Source organism: Streptomyces viridochromogenes (assembly GCF_001270495.1).
In the GTDB taxonomy this organism is placed as follows: Bacteria; Actinomycetota; Actinomycetes; order Streptomycetales; family Streptomycetaceae; genus Streptomyces; species Streptomyces viridochromogenes_A.
Window position 1 is genome coordinate 17,869 of sequence record NZ_LGUR01000226.1, and the last position, 22,790, is coordinate 40,658.

The window sequence follows — 22,790 nt, forward strand, 5'->3', positions numbered from 1 at the left end:
ACGAGTGGAGGGAGGGGAGAGGGTGGGGCGGTCTCGGTTCTGAGACGGCCTCAAGTGGCGCGTTCGCGCAGCACACCGACGAGTTCATGTACTCCCAGGGGTGTGCGAAATCGCCACAAACTTATACCGAATACGAAAAATCCCATGGTGATTGCGACGGCAAGTCCGATGGTCGTGTCACCTGCCAGTAGCCTGGCGGGAAGGACCAGCGGCACCGTGAGACACAGGCCGATGACCGTGGCCATGAGGTATCCGCTGTCGATGATCGTGAAGCCCGGATGCCGCCGCACCAACGCAGCGGCGACCAGATTCTCGACGACGGTCGCAGCCCCCCAGGACAGTGCGGCTCCGAGGACGCCCAGCCTGGGGACGGCGAGGAGGCCGACCGTCAGCTGCACCGTGAACGCTACGCCGGTGATCGCCAGATGCCAGGAACTCTTACCTGCCATGAGCAGCACGGTCTGGGCGTTTCCCACCCCCACGTTGACCGCCGATGCGACACAGAGCACCACCAGCGCATCCGCCCCCTGCTCGAACTCCGGCCCGAACAAGGACAGGACGGTGCCCGGGAAACCGGTGAGCAGAACGAGCAGCGGCCAGGAGAACAGGACGATCCAGCGCGTCGAGACCCGGTACAGATGGCGGGCCTGCGGGATGTCGCCCACGGCGAGGAGCCGGCTGATCTCCGGAGCGACGGCCAGCCGGATGGCGAGTTGGAGCAGCGTCGCCGCGATGACCACACGGCCCACAGCCGTGTAGATGCCCGCCTCTTCGCTCGTCGCCAGGCAGGACAGCAGGACGACGCCCACCCAGACCGCGCTGATGTCGAAGACGGAGGAGACCGCCCGCGGCGCGGCGAACGCCCAGAACCCCCGCCGGGCGGCGGCCGTTTCCGGTCCGGACGTGCGGCCCGGACTCGACCCGCGACGGCACCTGCACAGTGCGAGCCAGGCGATGACGGAGCCGGCCAGGGAAGGCACGAGCCAGGCCGCGGCCAGGCTCAGCACGCCCGGAGCGAGCAGCACGACGGGTACGGCGATCAGCACGCGCAGTACCGGTTTGCCGATCTGCTCGACACCGACGAACGGAATCACGGTGCCATAGCCCTGGGTGGCGCCGAGCAGGACAAGGGTGACGGTGGCCAAAGGGAGGAACACGGCGAACAGCCGGACCAGGGTCACCGCGTCGTCCGGGGCGAGATTCGGCAGCAGCGACGTGGCCGTCCAGGGCGACAGGAACAGCAGCGCAGCGGCCGCGGTACTCGCCACGGCCCCTGGCAGGACCGCGCTGCGCAGCAGTGCTCCCACCTTGCGGCCACCGGTGGTGGCCAGGTCACCCGAGACGAAGCGCACCAACCCGGTGTCGGCGCCGAGCTTGCAGGTGTTGCAGAGGATGGTGAAGGCCGCGACACCGGTGAACACCGCTCCCGCCCCGTACGCCCCGAGCGCGCGGGTGACCAGGGCGACCAGGGCGTAGCCGAAGACCGCGTTGACCGTTGAGCCGAGAAAGCCCCACCACCCGCCGCGCGCGGTGGCGGCGACCCCGCACCTGGCGGTCGACCCGCCGGTGGCGGGGACAGCGGTACCGGAGGCGCTCACCGGGAGGCGCTGAGCGTGTCGTCCGGCACTGGAGCGGTCGGCTGCTCCACGGTGTGACCGACCGGCGCGGACGAGGCCGTGGACACATTCCGCTCCCTCGTGCGGCGCAGCAGGCCAATGTCGACGACACGCCGGAGCAAGCTGCGCTGTGGGCCGTTGTGGAGCGCCGCGCCCACGATGTTCCCTCCCGAGCAGCCGACCAGCTCCCGCACGCGCTTGAGGTCGTCGCGCCTGATGTCATCCAGAGCGCCCACCACGAGAACGCCGTCCACGCGTTGGGTGAGCGCGAGAGCGTCGGCATGTTCCAGCGGGGAGCGGGTCAGGAAGAGCGTCGTCCCGGAACCAGCGCACAGCAGGGCGCGCGCCGCCGTCGGGACCGTCGGTCCGTCGTCGCCGGAGGTGCCACGGTCTGCGGCGCAGAGCGTGAAGTGCCCGGCAGTACCCGCGTCGACGACCACACCGCCCTCGGGGACATCGGCCGACGCGGAGTCGCCGGCCGACAACGGCAGTCGTGCCGCCAGGCCGGGTGTGCGCGCGGTGGCGTCCACGACTCGTACGTCGTCCCCGGACTCGGCGAGGGCCGCGGCAACGTTCACGGCGACGGCGACGGCGCAGCGTTCCTGCCTCAGCGCCACGACCATGAGCGTGCCCACGGCCGTACGGCCGTCGCCGCCCCGCAGGCGGAGGGCGAGTGTGCGGTAGGTCTCCGCGCGGCCGCCGTCGGCCCGGCCGACCTCCAGCAGTTCGCCGTCGGTGCCGAGGGCCGGGAGAATGCCCAGCACCGGAGCGCCGAGCGCTCCTTGGACCTCGGCGACCGAACGTGCTCGTGGTTCGAGGGCGGCTCGCAGCCAGGCGAGTACGACCCCCAGGACGAGACCACCGATGAGGCCGAGCGCGATGAGCCAGGCGGGGCCTGGTCCCGAGGGCCTCGTCGAGGGCACGGCTCGGCGGACGATGTCGCCACCGGAGGTGTCGTACGCCCTGATGTCCGAGACACGCTTCTGCAGAATGCCGATCTGTTGCTGAACGCCTGTCGTGCCGACGGCGGACCCAGCGGACTTCTTCGCGCTGATGCGTTTGGTGAGCTGTGTGAGCTGAAGCTCCAGCCCGGCGATCATCCGCGTGATCATGGACTTGGACCGGTCCTGGCGATCAGCGAGGTATGCCTCCGCGAACGCGTTGCTCACCCGGGCCGCGTCCTTCGCCGTGCCCGACGTGTACTCGAACCGGAGCATCTGGGTGTCCACGGGATTCGTCACGCGCAGGTCCGTCAGCAGCGCATCGGCGCGAGAGGATCGCCGCAATGCCGTCGCCGCCCGTGCCGCGACCGTCGCGCTGAGCGCGATCTGCCGCTCCGTGCCCATGCTCAGTTGATTGTCGACGGGCACCGCGGACGTACTGAAGGGGTCCGTGCGCGGGCGGACGAGCACCTCGCTGGTGGAGGTGTAGTGGCCCGCGCGCAGCAGGACCAGGAGCAGTCCGCCGAGCAGCCCGAGGAGCACGCCCAGCACGATGGTCGCACGATACCTGAGCAGCAGGCGCACCTGGTCGCGAAGCCGGTCGGAGTCGTCGTATCGATCGTCGAGGCCGGCGGGGCTGGTCACGAATGCCTCCTGTGTCCGGGGATGAGTGCGTGGCTCGTCGTCTTGGGCTGCCGCCCCGGTGCCGGCGACCGGGACGGCCCGGCGGCGCGGCTGGTGATGAGGAGCGGCACGGTCAGGAGCAGGAGCAGGGGCCCGACGATCGCCATGAGGCTGCCGCGCAGGAAGATCAGCTGATAAAAGGCGAAGGCGGGGACCAGGAGTACCGCCAACGTGCGCCGGCGGTGCCGCAGCCTCTCCCGGACATCGTCCATCCGCCGTCCTGCCGCGCCCAGCAGACAGAAGACCGCGACGACACACGGAGCACCGCCCCACAAGTAGCTCTCGATCCACAGCGGAGCTGAAAGGTTGTGGAATTCGTATCCCGCATACTGGGCGAGTTCGATACCCGTGGCCTGTGGTTTTTCGGGCCACATGGAGCGGGGCACCATGAACAGGATGAGGCCAAGCACCGCCGACGGTGAGAAGCCGTTTTCCTGCACATAGTCGATGCCGGTCTGCATTTGCTGAAATGCGTCGTAGTCCATGCTGGTGCTGAACTGCTCTGCCAGCGGCACGACTTGCACCGCTTCACGTTCGTCGTAGCGGAAGTAGTCGCTGTACGGGAAAGCGAACAGAACCACGGCGGTGATCGCTGCGGCGGCGACGCGAAAGGCTCGCGGGGTGCTGAAGCGACGCCAGGAGAAAAGCAGAACCAGAAGGACGGTGCCGGCCCAGAAACGCGGCCTGCTGATCGGGTTGTTGACGATCACGTTAAGCACGAGGAGGCTCGGGAGCACTGCCCAATGGATCGCCCGCAGCAGCCGGCCCCTTTGGGGCGGGCGGGGCAGCTGGACCAGAGCCGCAAGGGCCCAGAAGGCGGGTACGGCGAGGGCCCAGATGCGCAGCGCATGGGTGGCGTCCGCTTCGGCACGCGACTGCCAGAGAGCCTGCCTGCTGGTGAAGAAGGCTCGCAGCCCGCCTTCCTGCCCGGGAATCAACACGGCCGCGAGGGCGAGCGACAGGCCGCACAGCAGGAGTACGGGCAGCGGCGAGAGTCTGCGGGACAGCAGTGGCGCGAACACGACCGAGCTGCCGCCGTTGCGTCCGGCGGAAAGTGCCGCCCCCGCGCTGTAGGCGAGGAGCCCGAGTTCGGTCAGCGTTGCGGCCGCGAACGCGGTCGTCTCACCGGTGCGGTATTCAAGCGGGTAGGAATTGGTGGCGAGCATCGCGAGCGGCGCCAGTCCGAGCCACACATAGGCGAAGAGCCAGAACCCGAAAGCGACGAGACGCACCGACGCATCGGTGAGCACTCTGGTGAGTCCCCCTCCGGCGTGCACCACAACGACGCACTGCACGGCGAGAGCCGCCCCGAATCGCGTATCGATGGACTGAAGGATCAGCGCCGGCAGAAGGACGACGAGCACCAAGGACCAGACGCATACCGCAGCCATGCAACGGACCCGGCTGTCCCGCACCTGTATCCCCTCATCGATGCCATCATTGAATGAATCAACAGCAATCGATTTATAGCCCAGACCCGGAACATATCAGGCGATATTGCCGGGCGTTTCTTTCGGGGAATCCCTGTACGTGTGTCGTATTTTATTTAAATGACCGATATGTTTTCCGGCTGCCGCGTCCTCCTGGTGTCGACCAACTACGCCCCCGAGCACGCCGGAATCGCCCCCTACGCGACTCTGACCGCGGAACACCTCGCCGCCAGCGGCGCTGACGTCGACGTCCTGACGGGGATGCCGCACTATCCGGGCTGGCGGGTGCACGCCGACTACCGTGGACGCTGGCGCATGGTGGAGAGCCGGGGAGGTGTCCGGGTCCATCGCCGCCGCAGCTTCGTTCCCACGCGTCAGACCGCGCTGCTCAGGGCGGCCTACGAGGCCGGCTTCCTGGCGCATGGCTCGATCCGGCCACCAGCCGCACGGCCGGACCTGGTGCTGAGTCAGATGCCCACCCTCGCGGGGGGCGTGATCGGCGGCCGGATCGCCCGTCGCCACCGGGTGCCGCATGTGGTCGTGGTGCAGGACCTCATGAGCGCGGCAGCCGCGCAGAGCGGGATCAGGGGCGGCGGCCGCGTGGCATCGGTCGTGGCCGGAGTGGAGTCGAGAATCCTGCGCACGGCCGCCCTGATCGGCGTGGTGCACGAGTCGTTCGTGGACCGTGTCACCGCCATGGGTGTGCCTGGCTCGCGCGTCAGGGTGGTCCCCAACTGGAGCCATGTGACGCCTCCTACTGGCGACCGCCGAGCGGTACGAGCGCGACTCGGCTGGCGTGACGAGGAGTTCGTCCTGCTGCATGCGGGGAACATGGGCCTGAAGCAGGGGCTGGAGATCCTGGTCGAGACGGCCCGCATCGCGCACCGCGACACCCCGCGCCTACGCATCGTCCTCATGGGCGACGGCAGCCAGCGCAGACACCTGGAGCATCTCGCTGCCGATCTGCCGAACTTGCACTTTCTCCCGCCCGCGGCCCACGCAGACTTCCCCGACGTACTGGCCGCGGCGGACCTCCTCGCGCTCACCCAGCGGGCGTCCGTGGGCGACATGAGCCTGCCCTCCAAGCTGACCTCATATTTCGCGAGCGGGCGGCCCACCGTCGCCTCGGTGGCCTCACAGGGCGGCACGGCCCAGGAGGTACGCAGGTCCGGTGCCGGAGTACTCGTCCGCGCGGAGGATCCGGTCGCGCTGCACGGCTCTGTCGTGGAACTGATGCGGGATCCCGACCGATCGGCCGCGCTCGGCGCACGCGGTCCCGCCTACGTCCGGGAACGGTTGAGCCCGGAGGCCGGACTGGGCCGGATCACCGCAGTAGTGTCCGAGGCGCTGGCCCACTCTGCGAGAGAGCCGGAAGCCCGACCCGCCTCGGACGCGCGGTGAGAGGTCAGCGCAGGGCCACGCCGGGAGCGGTGAGCAGTGTGGCCAGCTCCGCGGGCCGGCGGATGTGCGCTACGGCGCTGAGCTCGGCGTCGACCATCAGGCAGGCCAGTTCCGGCGCGCGCACCGTCGGACGCCATCCGAGGGCTCGCTCGGCCTTGGAGGCGTCGCCGACCAGGTGGTCGACCTCTGTCGGGCGCAGGTAGCGCTCGTCGAAGCGCACGTGGTCGCGCCAGTCGATGCCCACATGAGTGAAGCAGTGCTCGACGAAGTCACGCACGCTGTAGCTGGTGCCCGTGGCAATGACGTAGTCGTCCGGATCATCCTGCTGCAGCATCAACCACATCGCCTCGACGTACTCGGCGGCGTAGCCCCAGTCCCGACGGGCTTCGAGATTACCGAGGTGCACCACGTCCTGCAGGCCGACCTTGATCCGGGCGGCGGCCGCGGCCACCTTGCGGGTCACGAACGTGGGGCCGCGGCGCGGGGACTCGTGGTTGAACAAAATGCCGTTGACCGCGTAAAGCCCGTACGCCTCCCGGTAATTGCGGGTGATCCAGTACGCGTACACCTTTGCGGCGCCATAGGGCGAGCGCGGTTGAAAAGGAGTGAGTTCGTTCTGGGGCGGCGGTGCGGCGCCGAACATCTCGGAGCTGGAAGCCTGGTAGAAGCGGCAGGAAAGTTTCGTGCTCCGGATGGCTTCCAACAGCCGCGTCGTACCCAGTCCGGTGGTGTCCCCAGTGAATTCGGGTTCGTCGAACGACACCCGGACATGCGACTGGGCCGCAAGGTGGTACACCTCGTCGGGCTGCACCTGCTCCAGCAGACTCGCCAGCCGGGTCCCGTCGGTGAGGTCGCCGTAATGCAGGAAGAGGCGGGCGTCGGGGTCGTGCGGATCTCGGTAGAGGTGGTCGATCCGCTGGGTGTTGAAGGTGGAGGCACGGCGGATGATTCCGTGCACCCGGTAGCCCTTTTCCAGAAGCAACTCCGCGAGGTACGAGCCGTCCTGGCCCGTAATACCGGTGATGAGCGCTGTCTTGACAGTCACACGCACTCCTTGGCTGGCGGGGGGTGTGCAAAGGTGCGCTGAATGCGCCTGTTCCACGGCCCGGCACCCCAGCACATCGCCATGTTAATGATCACTTCCGCTTTTGGAATGATGCACCGCGGCGACTCGGCCCGACTGTTCCCGTGCGTTCCTGTTTCGTCAGGTGAGCTCCCGGAACCACTTGACGAGGAATGCCGGTACGAACACCACGTGCACCGCGAGCAGAGCGACGTACAGCACCAAGAAGAGTTTCTGGTTCCCCAGGAAAACGAAGATCAGGCACAACAGGCCGTAATCCACGGGCAGCAGAGCCACACCACGAACAGCGGACGGCGCGGGCGCCGGCCCGGCGGACGCATCCCCTCTTCGCCTTCGCAGCTGTTCGGTGAGGATGCCTCCGAAGAACAGCAGGACAGCGGCGAACTGGAAGATGACCGGGAGCAGCAGCGCGGGACGTGGCAGGTCGAAGAAGCGGTAGAAGGAAATCAGCAGCGCCGCATGGATGCCCAGGAGTTTCGCGCAGTCCACCACATGGTCCAGCCACTCTCCGGACAGGCTGGTCGACCGGTGCAGCCGGGCCAGCTGACCGTCCGCCGAGTCGAGCGCGAAGCCGAGAAGCAGCGCAAGTGAGACCCACTGTCCCAGCGCGTTCGAAGGCGGGAGCAGAGCCGTCGCGAACACGCCCGCAAAGGTGATCAGGGCGCTGACGGTCGTCACATGGTTGGGCGAGAGCCCGATACGGTACGCCGCGGCCGCGAGCAGCCGGCCGGCCGGCCGGTTGACGAACCGTGTGTAGACGGAAACCCCCTGGGCGGGTTTCTGCACCTCGGAGAGATGTCGCAGCGTGCTGGAATAGTCCATTCCCTGACCTCGTGCGTGAGCGGGCGGACGGATCACCCCATGCTCTCGTCGACGCCTTTCCGTGGCTGACGCGGCGGCGGGACATGGACGACCGTCCGAGAAGGGAACCCATGGCCAGAACGTAGGCGCCTCGGCCTGCTTCACCTGATCCGACCAGCGGGATTGTCATGGTATCCATCCGAACGGCCGCAAGATCCTCGCGGCGGTCCCTCGGTCACATGCCCCGATAGATCGCCTCCAGCCGATCCATCACCGCGTGGACGGAGAACGCCTCCGCGACGGCGCGATGCCCCGCCTCCACGAGGGCGTCTCGCCTGGTGCCGTCGGCCAGCACCCCGCACACCGCGTCGGCCATCTCCCGGGGACTGCCGTCGGTGACGATCGCCGCCTCACGGCGTGCCAGTTCGTCCGCCATGCCGCAGGTGTCGGTGCACACCACGGGAGCGCCCGCGCACAGGGCTTCGATCACGGTCATCGGGAACGGCTCGTCAACGCTCGGCAGCACGTACACGGCCGCCTTCGCGTAGGCGCTCACGGCTTCCGCATGCCCTAGCGCGCCACGGTAGGAGACGATTTCCTCAAGGCGGTGCGCGGCGATGAGTTGACGCACCCTCGGCAGCGATCCCTCGTCCGGCCCATACAGGGTGAACCGTGCGTCAGGCACCTTCTGGTGGACCAGGGCGGCCATCTCGACGAAGGCGTCCGGACGCTTGCGCGGGTGCAGGCGGGCAAGGAAGAGCACCTCTCGCTCGCGCTGCCGGTACTCCGCGGTACCGGCAGAGGGCGGCCGGACACCGTTGGGGAGACTCAGCAGCGGCGGGCCTTGCCGGCCGACGACCTCGGCCACGGCCCGCCTCTCCCGCTCGGTGAGGACCAGGCAGCCGCGCGACCGGCGGAGCAGCGGCACATACACGCGGTCGAACAGCCTGACGGCGGCCCTCCGACGCGGTTCCACCATGCCGTGCGTCTGCGTCAGGAACTTCTTGCGTCCCAACACGGCCAGGCCTAGCGCCGTCAGGGAAACGAGGTCACGCCCCGCGTGGATGTGCACCACATCGGCCCGGCGCATGGAGCGCCACATGTCCCTGACGAGCAGCGGGTGCATGAGCCCGGCGAAACGCCCCGGGAGCAGGGAGCGCGCCGGGCGCGTACGCAGCGGCACTGAGCCGATGCGTGCCGGTGCCGGGGAACTGCCCCGCCACAGGGCCACGAGCTCGACCTGGTGGCCTCGTGCGGCGCACTCCTCAAGTTGCCCGGTGGCCACACTCGTAGGGCCGCCGTACGCGCCGTCGTCACTGAGCAGCGTCACTACGTGGAGGAGTCTCATGCTGCGGCTCCCGTCGTGATGACCGCGCCCGGACCGACATCACGGCGGGCGACAGCCGAGGCACCCACCACCGCGCCTCGGCCGACGGTGACGCCGCGCAGCACGACGGCCCGCGCCGCGACCCAGGCTCCGGACTCCAGGCAGATGGGAGCGTTGTCGAACTCAAAGGCCGCGCTACGACGTTGATGGCTCCCCGTGCACAAGAACGCTTCCTGTGAGACGCACACGTTGCTGCCGATCGTGATCCGTTCCAGGTTCAGCAGCCACGCGCCCTCGCCGATCCACACGTCGTCGCCGACTTCCAGCCGCCACGGCCAGTGCACCCGCACCCGGTGACGGATCAGCACGCGCTGTCCGATGCGCGCACCGAATGCTCGCAGCAGGGCCGGTCGCCAACGAGCGGGAAGCCACCATCGGACGAAGACAAGGTTGAGGACGGCGAACCAGGCTGCCTGAACGAGCAGGGGACGCCCCTTGTCGTAACCAGCTCCCGTGAAACACCGGAGGGAACGGTCCATGGCGGTGGTCCTCCTGAGCTCGCGTGTGGCACTGCCTCGCTGATTTTCCAAGGAGAGATCGAATAAAGTGGGATATACGAGCCTATTTGGTGCAAACTACGCCACATGGAAGATCTACTCCCCTCATCCGCCCGCGTATACGTCGCCGGTCACCGTGGGCTCGTCGGCTCCGCCGTGGCCCGCCGGCTGACGGCCGACGGTCACGAGGTCCTCGCCCGGACCCGGTCCGCACTGGACCTTCGCGACCCGACCGCCACGGCCGCCTTCCTGCGCGACACCCGGCCGGACGCCGTCGTCCTCGCCGCGGCCAAGGTGGGCGGCATCATGGCCAACAGCACTTCTCCGGTGCAGTTCATCGAGGACAACCTGCGGATCCAGCTGAGCGTGATCTCCGCCGCGTACACCGCCGGCGTCCGGCGCCTGCTGTTCCTGGGATCGTCCTGCATCTACCCGAGGCTCGCGCCGCAGCCGATCCGGGAGGACGCCTTGCTCACCGGCCCCCTTGAGCCGACCAACGAGCCGTACGCGCTTGCCAAGATCGCGGGCATTGCCCAAGTGCAGTCCTACCGGCGGCAGTACGGGGCCGCGTACATCTGCGCGATGCCAAGCAATCTCTACGGCCCGGGCGACAACTTCGATCCGGAGTCCTCGCATGTGCTGCCGGCTCTCATCCGCCGCTTCCACGAGGCCGAGCGGGACGGGCTCGACGAGGTGGTCCTGTGGGGAAGCGGCTCTCCCCGCCGGGAGTTCCTGCACGTCGACGACCTCGCCGACGCCTGTGTGACGTTGCTGCGCCGCTACGACGGCGACCTGCCCGTCAACGTCGGATGTGGCGACGACCTGACGATCCGCGAACTGGCCTGTCTCGTCGGAGAGGTCGTCGGGTACCAGGGCCGGATCACCTTCGACACGACGAAGCCGGACGGCACGCCTCGCAAATTGCTGGACATCTCCCGTATGACCGCGCTCGGTTGGGAACCAAGGATCGCGCTGCGAGATGGCATCGCCTCCACCTACGCGTCATGGCTGAACACGGAGCAGTCCCACTCGGCGGTCGGCGTCTGACCTCAGTAAGCGCCACGTCCGTCCAGCACGGCACGGACCGTGCGGGCCATGACCGCCATGTCCCAGGCCCACGACCAGTTGTCGACGTACCGCAGATCGAGCGAGACGGTCTCGTGCCAGGACAGGTCCGACCGTCCGCTCACCTGCCACACTCCCGTGAGACCGGGTTTGACGCTCAGCCGGCGCATCTCGACCTGGTCGTAGCGGGCGACTTCCTCGGGCAGCGGCGGGCGGGGCCCCACCAGCGACATATGGCCGAGGAGGACATTGGCCAACTGAGGCAGCTCGTCCAGCGAGTAGCGGCGCAGAAAGCGCCCGGCGGAGGTGACCCGCGGATCCCGGCGCAGCTTGAACATATGGCCGTCGTGCTCGTTCGCCGCCGCGAGGTCGCCCTTCATCCGGTCCGCGTCCACGACCATGGTCCGGAACTTCCACATGGGGAACGGCGTACCGTTCCGGCCGACACGGGTCTGGCGGTAGAGGACCGGCCCCGGAGAAGTCATGCGCACGGCGAACGCCAGCAGGGCGAACAGCGGCGCCAGCACCAGGAGCAGGACGAGCGAGCCCGCCCGGTCCGTGACGGCCTTCAGCAGCGCGGGCAGGCCGCGGCGCGCCGGCGGTGAGATGTCCAGCAGGGTGAGCCCGGCCGCCGAGGTGATCCTGACCCTGCGCCGCGCCACTTCGACGACGCCGGGCAGCACCATCAGCCGGCGGCCCCGGTCGTGCAGGGCCCAGGACAACCGCCGAAGCCGGTCCCCGCACATGTGCCTGTCCGTGGCGACGAAGACGAGGTCGGCGCCGAGCACCTCGGCCGCTTCCGCCACGTGCCCGGCATCCTCGTCCACGGCGGTCGGCGTGCCGACCCGCAGCCGGGCGGACACCGGCACGCCGGACAGCACGTCGCCCTCGCCCAGGACGCAGGCCCCGACCACCACGTACCCGTGGTCCGTACGCTCGGCGAGCTGTCCGACCACGGCGTCCACGACCCCGGCCTCACCGATGACGAGGACGCGTCGAAGCCCTCGGGCATGTCGGCGTACGGCCAGGATGCGGCTGTGGATCGCCTTGCGGCACAGCACGGTGACCGCCAACGACGGACACAGCGCGGCGAGAACCGCTGCGGGTGGGTCACCGAGCCCGGACACGGCACGCAGCACGGCCAGCGCGCCGAGCAGCACCAGCCAGTCCCGCACCACCGGTCCGGCCGGGGCGCCCTCGTCCCAGGTCGAGGGCGCGTAGCGTCTGGCGGCGAGACCCACGAGCACCCAGACGACCGCGATCACCACCGCCTGGTGGACGGGGCGGGCCGCCCCGTCCACGGAGAAGGCCACCGCGGTCGGGAGCGCCATCCCCACGGCGTCGGCACCGATCGCGACCGGTACGTACCACCCGTCCGCCGTGCTCCTGCGCATGGTTGACCGGTGCGGTGTGAGGGGAACCGCCTGCCCTGACACCGCGCTGGTGGACTGCCGCATGGTTCTCCCTGTGACCCCGGCCCTAGGCGAAGACGTGGGGCGCGGCTGCATCGAAGGAACAGCGCACGCCCCACATGAGGGTTATATCAATCTTTTTTAGATGTATGTCCTATTTGCATGTCGTACTGGCAGGCGTGGCGGTACGTCGGCGCTCAGCCTTTCCGGTGCTCTGCGACTCGGACGGCCTAGGCAGAACACCCTCCGGGGGTGGCGTTGATCAGATTGTGCAAAAGATCAGACGCCCGAACCCGGGCGAACTCCGGTACATCCAGAGCAACAAGGAGCAAGCGTCGTGCGAGCAAGCACTCAAGTAACCACACGGTCGACACGAGCAAGATGGGGAGCGCGCTGCGTCGGTCTTGGCCTGACCACGGCACTGGCGGTCGCCTTCACGGCCGGCCCCGCGTCGGCGGCGCCGGGGGCCCCCAGCGCCTCCGGCGAGCAGCCGGTGGAGGTACTGGGCAACCAGGACTTCGACACGCTGCCCGACAGCATCGAGGAGTTCGTCTGCGACCGCATCGTCGAGGTCGATCCGGTGACGGAGGGGTCGTTCGGGGACGACGACGAGGTCACCATCCTCAACATCGACACCGACAACACCTTCGACTTCGAGATCTCCGACGACTTCAACGCCATCGGCGTACTCGTCAAGGGCGGCCCGAACACCAACGTCTACGACTACCGGCCCACCGGCATCCAGGCGGACCAGAACCTCCACGCGCCGGTCAACCCGATGAACATGACGTACCACGGCCTCAGCCACCTCGACTTCTGCCTCGTCGAGGACGGCTCCAACACCTGACGCATCCCGCATACCGGAAAGCAAAGGGGCCCGTACGACCGAGTCGTACGGGCCCCTTCAGGAGCTCGCGCTGGAGCTACCAGGTCAAACCAACAAGCTTACTTGTTGATCTTGGTGACCTGGCCGGCGCCGACCGTCCGGCCACCCTCACGGATGGCGAACTTCAGGCCCTCTTCCATGGCGACGGGCTGGATGAGCTCCACCTTCATCTCGGTGTTGTCACCCGGCATGACCATCTCGGTGCCCTCGGGGAGGGTCACAACGCCGGTCACGTCCGTCGTACGGAAGTAGAACTGCGGACGGTAGTTGTTGAAGAACGGCGTGTGGCGGCCACCCTCGTCCTTGGACAGGATGTAGGCCTGGGCCTCGAACTCGGTGTGCGGCGTGACCGAACCGGGCTTGATGATGACCTGGCCGCGCTCGACGTCCTCGCGCTTGATGCCGCGGAGCAGCAGACCGACGTTCTCACCGGCCTGGCCCTCGTCGAGCAGCTTGCGGAACATCTCGATGCCGGTGACCGTGGTGGTGGTCTTCTCCTGCTTGATGCCCACGATGTCAACGGTCTCGTTGACCTTGAGGACACCACGCTCGATACGGCCGGTGACGACCGTACCGCGACCGGTGATCGTGAAGACGTCCTCGATCGGCATCAGGAACGGCTTGTCGACGTCACGCTCGGGCTGCGGGATGTTCTCGTCCACGGCCTTCATGAGCTCGAGGACGGTGTTGCCCCACTCCTTGTCGCCCTCAAGGGCCTTGAGCGCCGAGACCTTGACGACCGGCAGGTCGTCGCCCGGGAACTCGTACTCGGAGAGCAGCTCACGAACCTCGAGCTCGACGAGCTCCAGGATCTCCTCGTCGTCCACCATGTCGGCCTTGTTCAGGGCGACGACGATGTACGGAACGCCGACCTGGCGGGCCAGGAGCACGTGCTCCTTGGTCTGCGGCATCGGGCCGTCGGTGGCGGCGACCACGAGGATGGCGCCGTCCATCTGGGCAGCACCGGTGATCATGTTCTTGATGTAGTCCGCGTGACCGGGGCAGTCGACGTGGGCGTAGTGACGCGTCTCGGTCTGGTACTCGACGTGCGCGATGGAGATGGTGATACCGCGCTGGCGCTCCTCGGGAGCCTTGTCGATCTGGTCGAAGGCCGAGGCCTCGTTCAGGTCCGGGTACGCGTCGTGCAGCACCTTGGTAATGGCGGCCGTAAGGGTCGTCTTACCGTGGTCGATGTGACCGATGGTGCCGATGTTGACGTGGGGCTTAGTCCGCTCGAACTTCGCCTTCGCCACGGGGTCCTCCTGTGGAGTGGTTCTGAACGCCTTGCTTCATCGGCGCCAGGTGATCTTTGCTGGAAAGCCCGGGCCTCGGGGCAAACAACCGTGTTTGCGGGTGTTTGCCCCTCAAGGCTCCGGAGTCAAGCCTAAAGCGTGTGAACGCGGAGCGTTACTCGCCCTTGGCCTTCGCGATGATCTCCTCGGCGACGTTCCGCGGAACCTCGGCGTAGGAGTCGAACTGCATGGAGTAGCTGGCACGGCCCGACGTCTTGCTGCGCAGGTCGCCGACGTAACCGAACATCTCCGAGAGAGGCACGAGGCCCTTCACGACGCGGGCACCCGCCCGCTCCTCCATGGCCTGGATCTGGCCACGGCGGGAGTTGATGTCGCCGATGACCTCACCCATGTAGTCCTCGGGCGTGGTGACCTCGACGGCCATCATCGGCTCAAGGAGCACAGGGCTGGCCTTGCGCGCGGCCTCCTTGAAGGCCTGCGAACCGGCGATCTTGAACGCGAGCTCGGAGGAGTCGACCTCGTGGTAGCCACCGTCGATGAGCGTGACGCGGACGCCCGTCATCTCGTAGCCCGCGAGGATGCCGAACTGCATGGCCTCCTGCGCACCGGCGTCGACCGAAGGGATGTACTCCTTCGGGATACGACCACCGGTCACCTTGTTCACGAACTCGTACGAGGCGTCGCCGCCCTCGATGGGCTCGATCGCGATCTGCACCTTCGCGAACTGGCCGGTACCACCAGTCTGCTTCTTGTGCGTGTAGTCGACGCGCTCGACGGCCTTGCGGATCGTCTCGCGGTAGGCGACCTGCGGCTTGCCGACGTTGGCCTCGACCTTGAACTCACGGCGCATACGGTCGACCAGCACCTCGAGGTGCAGCTCGCCCATACCACCGATGATGGTCTGGCCGGTCTCCTCGTCCGAGTGGACCTGGAAGGACGGGTCCTCCTCGGCCAGGCGCTGGATCGCGACGCCCAGCTTCTCCTGGTCGCCCTTCGACTTGGGCTCGATGGCGACCTGGATGACCGGCGCCGGGAAGTCCATGGACTCCAGGATGACCGGGTTCTTGTCGTCGGACAGCGTCTCACCGGTGGTGGTCTGCTTCAGGCCCATGACGGCGATGATGTCGCCGGCGCCCACCGACTCGATCTCCTCACGCTTGTTCGCGTGCATGCGGTAGATCTTGCCGATGCGCTCCTTCTTGCCCTTGACGGAGTTCAGCACGGCGGTGCCGGACTCCAGGCGGCCCGAGTAAACCCGGACGAAGGTGAGCTTGCCGAGGTGCGGGTCGCTCATGATCTTGAACGCCAGCGCGGACAGCGGCTCGTCGTCGGACGGCTTGCGCTTGACGACCAGCTCGGGGTCCTTCACGTCGTGGCCCTCGATGGCCTCGACGTCGAGCGGGGTCGGCAGGTAGCGCACGACCGCGTCGAGCAGGGGCTGGACGCCCTTGTTCTTGAACGCGGTGCCACAGAACACCGGGGTGACCGTGGTGTCGCTGGACTTGCCGGACGCGATGGTGATGCGACGGATCGCGGCGTACAGCTGCTCCTCGGTGGGCTCCTGGCCCTCCAGGTACAGCTCCATGATCTCTTCGTCGTTCTCGGCGACGCCCTCGATCAGCTTGCCGCGGTACTCCTCGGCAGCCTCGGTGTGCGTGGCCGGGATGTCGACGACGTCGTACATCTCGCCCTTGGCGGCCTCGGCGGACCACACGAGCGCCTTCATGCGGACCAGGTCCACGACGCCCTTGAAGTCGGCCTCGGCACCGATCGGAAGCTGCATGACCAGCGGCTGCGCACCAAGGCGGTCCGAGATCATGTCGACGCAGCGGTGGAACTCGGCACCGGTGCGGTCCAGCTTGTTCACGAAGCAGATGCGCGGCACACCGTAACGGTCGGCCTGACGCCACACCGTCTCGGACTGCGGCTCAACACCGGCGACACCGTCGAACACCGTGACGGCACCGTCGAGGACGCGCAGCGAGCGCTCCACCTCGACCGTGAAGTCGACGTGCCCCGGGGTGTCGATGATGTTGATCGTGTAGTCGTTGTCCTCGAGCGGCCAGTGACAGGTGGTGGCAGCAGAGGTGATCGTGATGCCACGCTCCTGCTCCTGCTCCATCCAGTCCATGGTGGCAGCGCCGTCGTGGACTTCACCGATCTTGTAGCTGACGCCGGTGTAGAAGAGGATCCGCTCGGTGGTGGTCGTCTTGCCCGCGTCGATGTGGGCCATGATCCCGATATTGCGGACCTTGGCCAGGTCAAGTGAAGTGGTAGCCATAAGGCTTCAGTCTTCTCTCGGTCTCGATGGGGTCTGCGACTACCAGCGGTAGTGCGCGAAGGCCTTGTTGGACTCGGCCATCTTGTGGGTGTCCTCGCGCTTCTTCACGGCCGCACCGAGGCCGTTCGAGGCGTCGAGAAGCTCGTTGAGGAGACGCTCGGTCATGGTCTTCTCGCGACGGGCGCGGGAGTAACCGACCAGCCAGCGCAGCGCGAGCGTGTTGGCACGACCGGGCTTGACCTCGATCGGAACCTGGTACGTCGCACCACCGACACGGCGGGACTTGACCTCGAGGGTCGGCTTGATGTTCTCAAGCGCGCGCTTCAGCGTGATGATCGGGTCGTTGCCCGTCTTCTCACGCAGACCCTCCATGGCGCCGTAGACGATGCGCTCGGCGGTGGAGCGCTTGCCGTTCAGCAGCACCTTGTTGATGAGCGACGTGACAAGAGGAGAACCGTAGACCGGGTCGATGATGACCGGGCGCTTCGGGGCGGGGCCCTTACGAGGCATTCTTACTTCTCCTTCTTGGCGCCGTAGCGGCTGCGGGCCTGCTTGCGGTTCTTGACACCCTGGGTGTCAAGCGAACCACGGATGATCTTGTAGCGAACACCCGGCAGGTCCTTAACACGGCCGCCGCGCACGAGCACGATGGAGTGCTCCTGCAGGTTGTGTCCCTCACCCGGAATGTAAGCGGTGACCTCGATCCCGCTGGTCAGACGCACACGCGCGACCTTACGCAGGGCCGAGTTCGGCTTCTTCGGGGTGGTCGTGAACACACGCGTGCAGACGCCACGACGCTGAGGGGAACCCTCGAGTGCGGGCGTCTTGTTCTTCTCGACCTTGTCCTGCCGGCCCTTACGGACCAGCTGCTGGATCGTAGGCACTACTTCTCCGGTTTCTGTGTGCCGAATGGTGAAGCTAACCTGGAACGTCGCCGACCCACGCGGTCGGGTGTGTCGAATCCGGCGGATTCCCGCCGCGAGGCGAAAAGAGCACAGATTGCGGTGGCCGCTCACAGCTCGCTATGCGGTTTGAAGGCACGCACGAGAGCCAGGGCACACCCCAGGCACAAGGTCTGAGCGTACCTACCTCATTCGCTGCGGTCAAAACAAATGGGCCTCGCCCGCATCGCCATACGGCCGATGTCAAGACCGCACGGCGTGTTCGATCTTCGAATCCGCCGTCCTGACGAAGTCACCGGCGGTTCGGCAGCGCCCGGAAGAGGCGCGGGGCTGTCTCGATTTGCGGCTCCGCCGGGTGGGCGCGAACAGCCGCGACGGCGCAGCGGACGAACGACGACAGGACCTCGCGGCACTGGTGTCCCGGTACTCCCAGCGGAGCGCCTACGCGGACACCGCGACCGCCACGAGCATCAGCATCAGCAGAACCGCCCAGCCCGCGGTCGACAGCCACCCGAGCACCAACCCGGTCAGGGCCAGCGTGTCACCACCCTCCCCGCTCCGGCGTATCTCGGCACGCGCCGCGTGCCCCAGCACCACCGCCGGGATCCCGGTCAGCCCGAAGGTCACCAGACACAGCACACCACAGACGGCGGAGCCGACCGCTTTCGCGTTGGTCTGCGGCCGCGACACCGCCAGAAAGGTCCGTGGGACGGGCGTGACGGGCGCCGGCTGCGGCATGGGGCCCTGGGGGAGGTCGGCGACGAGCAGGGCCAGTTCGCCCACCGTACGGGCCGCGTAGGCCCGCGTGACCCGCTTCTCGAACTCGGGCTGCTCCAACCGCCCTTCCGCGTAGCCGGCCCGGAGCACGTCCACGGCACGCTCACGGTCGGCATGCGAGGCCAGCATCGCCGGGGTGCCGGGCCCGGACCACGGCTGCGGGGCACTGCCGCCCTGCCACCGCTGCGGGACGTTGCCGCCCTGCCACGCCTGCCAGGGCTGCCACGACGGCTGCGCCATGGAGAGCACCTCCCCCGTACGTACTGGTCGGAGTCCCTCCATGATGCGCCGAACCGGCATTCCCGGCATCGGGGTCCTCCCGGAGAAAACCCGGAGACGATCCCCGGGAGGCCGGCGGGACCGCCGGTAACGCCGAAGGGCGGCCACCCCGAAAGGTGACCGCCCTCGACTGTGCCTGAGTCAGGTGCGCCTGAGTCAGGCCGCTGCCCGCTTACTGGTTGTACGGACCGTAGTCGTAGTCCTCCAGCGGAACGGCCTGGCCGGAGCCCGTGCCGAACGGCGAGTAGTCGATGTCGTCGTAGCCGACGGCCGAGTACATCGCGGCCTTGGCCTCCTCGGTCGGCTCGACCCGGATGTTGCGGTAGCGGGACAGGCCCGTACCGGCCGGGATGAGCTTACCGATGATGACGTTCTCCTTGAGGCCGATCAGGGAGTCGGACTTGGCGTTGATCGCCGCGTCCGTGAGGACCCTGGTCGTCTCCTGGAAGGACGCCGCCGACAGCCAGGACTCCGTGGCCAGCGAGGCCTTGGTGATACCCATGAGCTGCGGACGACCGGAGGCCGGGTGACCGCCCTCCTGCACCACACGACGGTTCTCGGTCTCGAACTTCGAGCGCTCGACCAGCTCGCCGGGCAGGAGCTCGGCGTCGCCGGACTCGATGATCGTCACACGGCGCAGCATCTGCCGGATGATGATCTCGATGTGCTTGTCGTGGATCGACACACCCTGCGAGTTGTAGACCTTCTGGACCTCGCCGACCAGGTGGACCTGGACGGCACGCTGGCCCAGAATGCGCAGCACGTCGTGCGGGTTGGTGGCACCCACGGTGAGCTTCTGGCCCACCTCGACGTGCTCGCCCTCGCTGACCAGGAGTCGGGCACGCTTCGAGATCGGGAACGCCGTCTCGTCGCTGCCGTCGTCCGGGGTGACGACGATCTTCTTGGTCTTCTCGGTCTCCTCGATCCGCACGCGGCCGGTGGCCTCGGAGATCGGGGCGACACCCTTCGGGGTACGGGCCTCGAAGAGCTCGACGACACGCGGCAGACCCTGGGTGATGTCGTCACCGGCCACACCACCGGTGTGGAAGGTACGCATCGTCAGCTGGGTACCGGGCTCACCGATGGACTGGGCGGCGATGATGCCGACCGCCTCACCGATGTCGACCAGCTTGCCGGTGGCGAGCGAACGGCCGTAGCACATGGCGCAGGTGCCGACGGTCGACTCGCAGGTGAGGATCGAGCGGGTCTTGACCTGCTCGACACCGTGGTGCACCAGCTGGTCGATGAGCACGTCACCGAGGTCCACGTTGGCCGGCGCGATCACCTTGCCGTCGATGACGACGTCCTCGGCGAGCATCCGGGCGTAGACACTGGTCTCGACGTCGTCCGCCTTGCGCAGCACGCCGTCGGCACCGCGGTGGGCGATCGCCAGCTTCAGACCGCGCTCGGTGCCGCAGTCCTCCTCGCGGATGATGACGTCCTGCGAGACGTCCACCAGACGACGGGTCAGGTAACCCGAGTCGGCGGTACGCAGGGCGGTGTCCGCCAGACCCTTACGGGCACCGTGCGTGGAGATGAAGTACTCCAGCACGGACAGGCCCTCACGGAAGGACGCCTTGATCGGACGCGGGATGGTCTCGTTCTTCGCGTTCGACACCAGACCACGCATACCGGCGATCTGCCGCATCTGCATCATGTTTCCTCGGGCACCCGAGTCAACCATCATGAAGATGGGGTTCGTCTTGGGGAAGTTCTCGTTCATCGCCTCGGCGACCTCGTTGGTCGCCTTGGTCCAGATCGCGATGAGCTCCTGAGTGCGCTCTTCCTTGGTGATCAGACCGCGCTCGTACTGCTTCTGGACCTTCTCGTCCTGCGCCTCGTACCCGCGGACGATCTCCTTCTTCGCCTCGGGAACGACGACGTCGGAGATGGCCACGGTGACACCGGAACGGGTCGCCCAGTAGAAGCCGGCCGCCTTCAGGTTGTCGAGCGTCGCCGCCACGATGACCTTGGGGTAGCGCTCGGCGAGGTCGTTGACGATCTCGGAGAGCTGCTTCTTGCCCACCGAGTAGTCGACGAACGGGTAGTCCTCGGGCAGCAGCTCGTTGAAGAGCGCGCGGCCCAGGGTGGTGCGCAGGCGGAAGGTGTCCCCCTGCTGCCACTCCGGCTCGCCCTCCTCCTGCGCCGGCGGGGTCCAGCCGCGCGGCGGGATGGTGCCCACCGGGAAGCGGATGTCGATCGCCGACTGCAGAGCGAGCTCACCGGCGTCGAACGCCATGATCGCCTCGGCCGTGGAGCCGAAGGACCGGCCCTCGCCCTTGGTGTCGCGCAGCTCGCCGTCGGTGGTGAGGAAGAACAGACCAAGAACCATGTCCTGGGTCGGCATGGTGACGGGACGACCGTCAGCCGGCTTCAGGATGTTGTTCGAGGACAGCATCAGGATGCGGGCCTCGGCCTGCGCCTCCGCGGACAGCGGCAGGTGCACGGCCATCTGGTCACCGTCGAAGTCCGCGTTGAACGCGGTGCAGACGAGCGGGTGGATCTGGATGGCCTTGCCCTCGACCAGCTGCGGCTCGAAGGCCTGGATGCCGAGGCGGTGCAGGGTGGGAGCACGGTTCAGCAGAACCGGGTGCTCGGCGATGACCTCTTCGAGGACGTCGTACACGACCGTACGGCCGCGCTCCACCATGCGCTTGGCGCTCTTGATGTTCTGCGCGTGGTTCAGGTCGACCAGGCGCTTCATCACGAACGGCTTGAAGAGCTCCAGCGCCATCGCCTTGGGCAGACCGCACTGGTGCAGCTTCAGCTGCGGACCGACGACGATCACGGAACGCGCGGAGTAGTCCACACGCTTACCGAGCAGGTTCTGACGGAATCGACCCTGCTTACCCTTCAGCATGTCGCTGAGGGACTTCAGCGGGCGGTTACCGGGACCGGTGACCGGGCGACCACGACGACCGTTGTCGAAGAGGGCGTCAACAGCCTCCTGAAGCATGCGCTTCTCGTTGTTGACGATGATCTCGGGCGCGCCGAGGTCGAGAAGCCTCTTCAGACGGTTGTTGCGGTTGATCACACGGCGGTACAGGTCGTTCAGGTCGGAGGTCGCGAAGCGGCCACCATCCAGCTGCACCATCGGGCGAAGGTCCGGCGGGATGACCGGCACGCAGTCCAGCACCATGCCCTTGGGGCTGTTGCTGGTCTGCAGGAACGCGGAGACGACCTTCAGACGCTTGAGCGCACGGGTCTTCTTCTGGCCCTTGCCGGTACGGATGATCTCGCGGAGCTTCTCGGCCTCCTCGTCGAGGTCGAAGGACTCCAGGCGCTTCTGCAGCGCCGCGGCACCCATCGAACCGTCGAAGTACGTGCCGAAGCGGTCACGCAGCTCGCGGTAGAGGAGCTCGTCGCCCTCCAGGTCCTGGACCTTGAGGTTCTTGAACCGGGTCCACACCTCGTCGAGACGGTCGATCTCGCGCTGCGCACGGTCGCGCAGCTGCTTCATCTCGCGCTCGGCACCCTCGCGCACCTTGCGGCGCACGTCGGCCTTGGCACCCTCGGCCTCCAGCTCGGCCAGGTCGGTCTCGAGCTTCTTGGCGCGGGCCTCCAGGTCGGCGTCCCGGCGGTTCTCGACCTGCTGACGCTCCACGGAGACGTGCGCCTCCAGGGAGGGCAGGTCGCGGGTACGGCGCTCCTCGTCGACGTACGTGATCATGTACGCCGCGAAGTAGATGACCTTCTCCAGGTCCTTCGGCGCCAGGTCCAGCAGGTAGCCGAGGCGCGAAGGAACACCCTTGAAGTACCAGATGTGCGTGACGGGCGCGGCCAGCTCGATGTGGCCCATCCGCTCACGACGCACCTTGGCGCGAGTGACCTCGACGCCGCAGCGCTCACAGATGATGCCCTTGAAGCGGACGCGCTTGTACTTGCCGCAGTAGCACTCCCAGTCCCGGGTCGGACCGAAGATCTTCTCGCAGAAGAGTCCGTCCTTTTCGGGCTTGAGGGTGCGGTAGTTGATGGTCTCGGGCTTCTTGACCTCGCCGTGGCTCCACTGACGGATGTCGTCAGCGGTGGCCAGACCGATCCGGAGCTCATCGAAGAAGTTGACGTCGAGCACTATGCGTCAATCCCTCTCAGGG

General features: G+C 67.4%; 17 protein-coding genes. 3 read left to right on the forward strand and 14 right to left on the reverse strand.

What is annotated here, in order from left to right; translation table 11 throughout:
- Positions 1 to 50: 50 nt before the first annotated feature.
- Genes ADK36_RS32630 through ADK36_RS32640 form a run of 3 tightly spaced genes read right to left on the reverse strand, consistent with a single transcriptional unit; the run spans position 51 to position 4,605 of the window.
- Complete coding sequence (locus tag ADK36_RS32630) at positions 51 to 1,598, reverse strand: oligosaccharide flippase family protein (RefSeq protein ID WP_053200034.1); 1,548 nt, start codon at positions 1,596 to 1,598, stop codon at positions 51 to 53.
- Positions 1,595 to 3,202: a hypothetical protein gene (locus ADK36_RS32635; RefSeq protein ID WP_053200036.1), complete on the reverse strand. Its 1,608-nt coding sequence runs from the start codon at positions 3,200 to 3,202 to the stop codon at positions 1,595 to 1,597. Before ADK36_RS32635 ends, ADK36_RS32630 begins: the two co-directional genes overlap by 4 nt.
- Positions 3,199 to 4,605 (reverse strand): hypothetical protein, encoded by a 1,407-nt coding sequence (locus ADK36_RS32640; RefSeq protein WP_234329961.1) that lies wholly within the window; start codon positions 4,603 to 4,605, stop codon positions 3,199 to 3,201. The genes ADK36_RS32635 and ADK36_RS32640 overlap by 4 nt, the downstream gene beginning before the upstream one ends.
- Before the next feature lie 186 nt (positions 4,606 to 4,791).
- Here ADK36_RS32640 and ADK36_RS32645 point away from each other — a divergent pair, with 186 nt between their 5' ends.
- Positions 4,792 to 6,072 (forward strand): glycosyltransferase, encoded by a 1,281-nt coding sequence (locus ADK36_RS32645; RefSeq protein ID WP_053200040.1) that lies wholly within the window; start codon positions 4,792 to 4,794, stop codon positions 6,070 to 6,072.
- A gap of 4 nt (positions 6,073 to 6,076) precedes the next feature.
- Here the strand turns inward: ADK36_RS32645 and gmd are convergent, their stop codons facing one another.
- The 4 genes from gmd to ADK36_RS32665 form a co-directional block, all read right to left on the reverse strand.
- A complete protein-coding gene (gmd, locus tag ADK36_RS32650; protein WP_048585320.1) occupies positions 6,077 to 7,117 on the reverse strand; it encodes a GDP-mannose 4,6-dehydratase in 1,041 nt (346 codons plus the stop codon).
- Between the two features lie 159 nt (positions 7,118 to 7,276).
- A complete protein-coding gene (locus ADK36_RS32655) occupies positions 7,277 to 7,978 on the reverse strand; it encodes a CDP-alcohol phosphatidyltransferase family protein (protein WP_048585319.1) in 702 nt (233 codons plus the stop codon).
- A 214-nt stretch (positions 7,979 to 8,192) separates the two neighbouring features.
- Positions 8,193 to 9,305, reverse strand: a complete 1,113-nt coding sequence (locus ADK36_RS32660) for a glycosyltransferase (protein ID WP_053200042.1) — start codon at positions 9,303 to 9,305, stop codon at positions 8,193 to 8,195.
- Positions 9,302 to 9,823 (reverse strand): acetyltransferase, encoded by a 522-nt coding sequence (locus ADK36_RS32665; protein WP_053200044.1) that lies wholly within the window; start codon positions 9,821 to 9,823, stop codon positions 9,302 to 9,304. Before ADK36_RS32665 ends, ADK36_RS32660 begins: the two co-directional genes overlap by 4 nt.
- Before the next feature lie 105 nt (positions 9,824 to 9,928).
- Between ADK36_RS32665 and ADK36_RS32670 the strand changes: the two genes are divergently transcribed.
- Positions 9,929 to 10,888, forward strand: a complete 960-nt coding sequence (locus ADK36_RS32670; RefSeq protein WP_048585316.1) for a GDP-L-fucose synthase family protein — start codon at positions 9,929 to 9,931, stop codon at positions 10,886 to 10,888.
- A 2-nt stretch (positions 10,889 to 10,890) separates the two neighbouring features.
- Here the strand turns inward: ADK36_RS32670 and ADK36_RS32675 are convergent, their stop codons facing one another.
- Positions 10,891 to 12,300 (reverse strand): sugar transferase, encoded by a 1,410-nt coding sequence (locus ADK36_RS32675; protein ID WP_078916576.1) that lies wholly within the window; start codon positions 12,298 to 12,300, stop codon positions 10,891 to 10,893.
- A 355-nt stretch (positions 12,301 to 12,655) separates the two neighbouring features.
- Here ADK36_RS32675 and ADK36_RS32680 point away from each other — a divergent pair, with 355 nt between their 5' ends.
- A complete protein-coding gene (locus tag ADK36_RS32680; protein WP_159029286.1) occupies positions 12,656 to 13,165 on the forward strand; it encodes a hypothetical protein in 510 nt (169 codons plus the stop codon).
- A 98-nt stretch (positions 13,166 to 13,263) separates the two neighbouring features.
- Here ADK36_RS32680 and tuf read toward each other — a convergent pair whose 3' ends face one another.
- The 6 genes from tuf to ADK36_RS32710 all read right to left on the reverse strand — a co-directional run bounded on the left by tuf (position 13,264) and on the right by ADK36_RS32710 (position 22,768).
- The gene (gene tuf / locus ADK36_RS32685) at positions 13,264 to 14,457 is read right to left on the reverse strand and encodes an elongation factor Tu (protein ID WP_030046358.1); all 1,194 of its coding nucleotides are present in this window, start codon (positions 14,455 to 14,457) and stop codon (positions 13,264 to 13,266) included.
- Positions 14,458 to 14,611: 154 nt separating this feature from the next.
- A complete protein-coding gene (gene fusA, locus ADK36_RS32690; RefSeq protein WP_048585314.1) occupies positions 14,612 to 16,738 on the reverse strand; it encodes an elongation factor G in 2,127 nt (708 codons plus the stop codon).
- Between the two features lie 39 nt (positions 16,739 to 16,777).
- Positions 16,778 to 17,248, reverse strand: a complete 471-nt coding sequence (gene rpsG / locus ADK36_RS32695) for a 30S ribosomal protein S7 (protein WP_003992340.1) — start codon at positions 17,246 to 17,248, stop codon at positions 16,778 to 16,780.
- 2 nt (positions 17,249 to 17,250) lie between these two features.
- Complete coding sequence (gene rpsL, locus ADK36_RS32700; protein WP_003948652.1) at positions 17,251 to 17,622, reverse strand: 30S ribosomal protein S12; 372 nt, start codon at positions 17,620 to 17,622, stop codon at positions 17,251 to 17,253.
- A gap of 459 nt (positions 17,623 to 18,081) precedes the next feature.
- A complete protein-coding gene (locus tag ADK36_RS32705; RefSeq protein WP_078942765.1) occupies positions 18,082 to 18,657 on the reverse strand; it encodes a DUF1707 and DUF4190 domain-containing protein in 576 nt (191 codons plus the stop codon).
- A 211-nt stretch (positions 18,658 to 18,868) separates the two neighbouring features.
- Positions 18,869 to 22,768 (reverse strand): DNA-directed RNA polymerase subunit beta', encoded by a 3,900-nt coding sequence (locus ADK36_RS32710; protein ID WP_048585313.1) that lies wholly within the window; start codon positions 22,766 to 22,768, stop codon positions 18,869 to 18,871.
- Positions 22,769 to 22,790 lie beyond the last annotated feature (22 nt).

Bases quoted from the DNA above. Each gene is read 5' to 3' on its own strand.
- ADK36_RS32645 (WP_053200040.1), top strand. From the start codon at position 4,792: ATGACCGATATGTTTTCCGGCTGCCGCGTCCTCCTGGTGTCGACCAAC.
- ADK36_RS32655 (WP_048585319.1), bottom strand. From the start codon at position 7,978: ATGGACTATTCCAGCACGCTGCGACATCTCTCCGAGGTGCAGAAACCC.
- ADK36_RS32660 (WP_053200042.1), bottom strand. From the start codon at position 9,305: ATGAGACTCCTCCACGTAGTGACGCTGCTCAGTGACGACGGCGCGTAC.
- ADK36_RS32665 (WP_053200044.1), bottom strand. From the start codon at position 9,823: ATGGACCGTTCCCTCCGGTGTTTCACGGGAGCTGGTTACGACAAGGGG.
- ADK36_RS32670 (WP_048585316.1), top strand. From the start codon at position 9,929: ATGGAAGATCTACTCCCCTCATCCGCCCGCGTATACGTCGCCGGTCAC.
- ADK36_RS32675 (WP_078916576.1), bottom strand. From the start codon at position 12,300: ATGCGCAGGAGCACGGCGGACGGGTGGTACGTACCGGTCGCGATCGGT.
- fusA (WP_048585314.1), bottom strand. From the start codon at position 16,738: ATGGCTACCACTTCACTTGACCTGGCCAAGGTCCGCAATATCGGGATC.
- rpsG (WP_003992340.1), bottom strand. From the start codon at position 17,248: ATGCCTCGTAAGGGCCCCGCCCCGAAGCGCCCGGTCATCATCGACCCG.
- ADK36_RS32705 (WP_078942765.1), bottom strand. From the start codon at position 18,657: ATGGCGCAGCCGTCGTGGCAGCCCTGGCAGGCGTGGCAGGGCGGCAAC.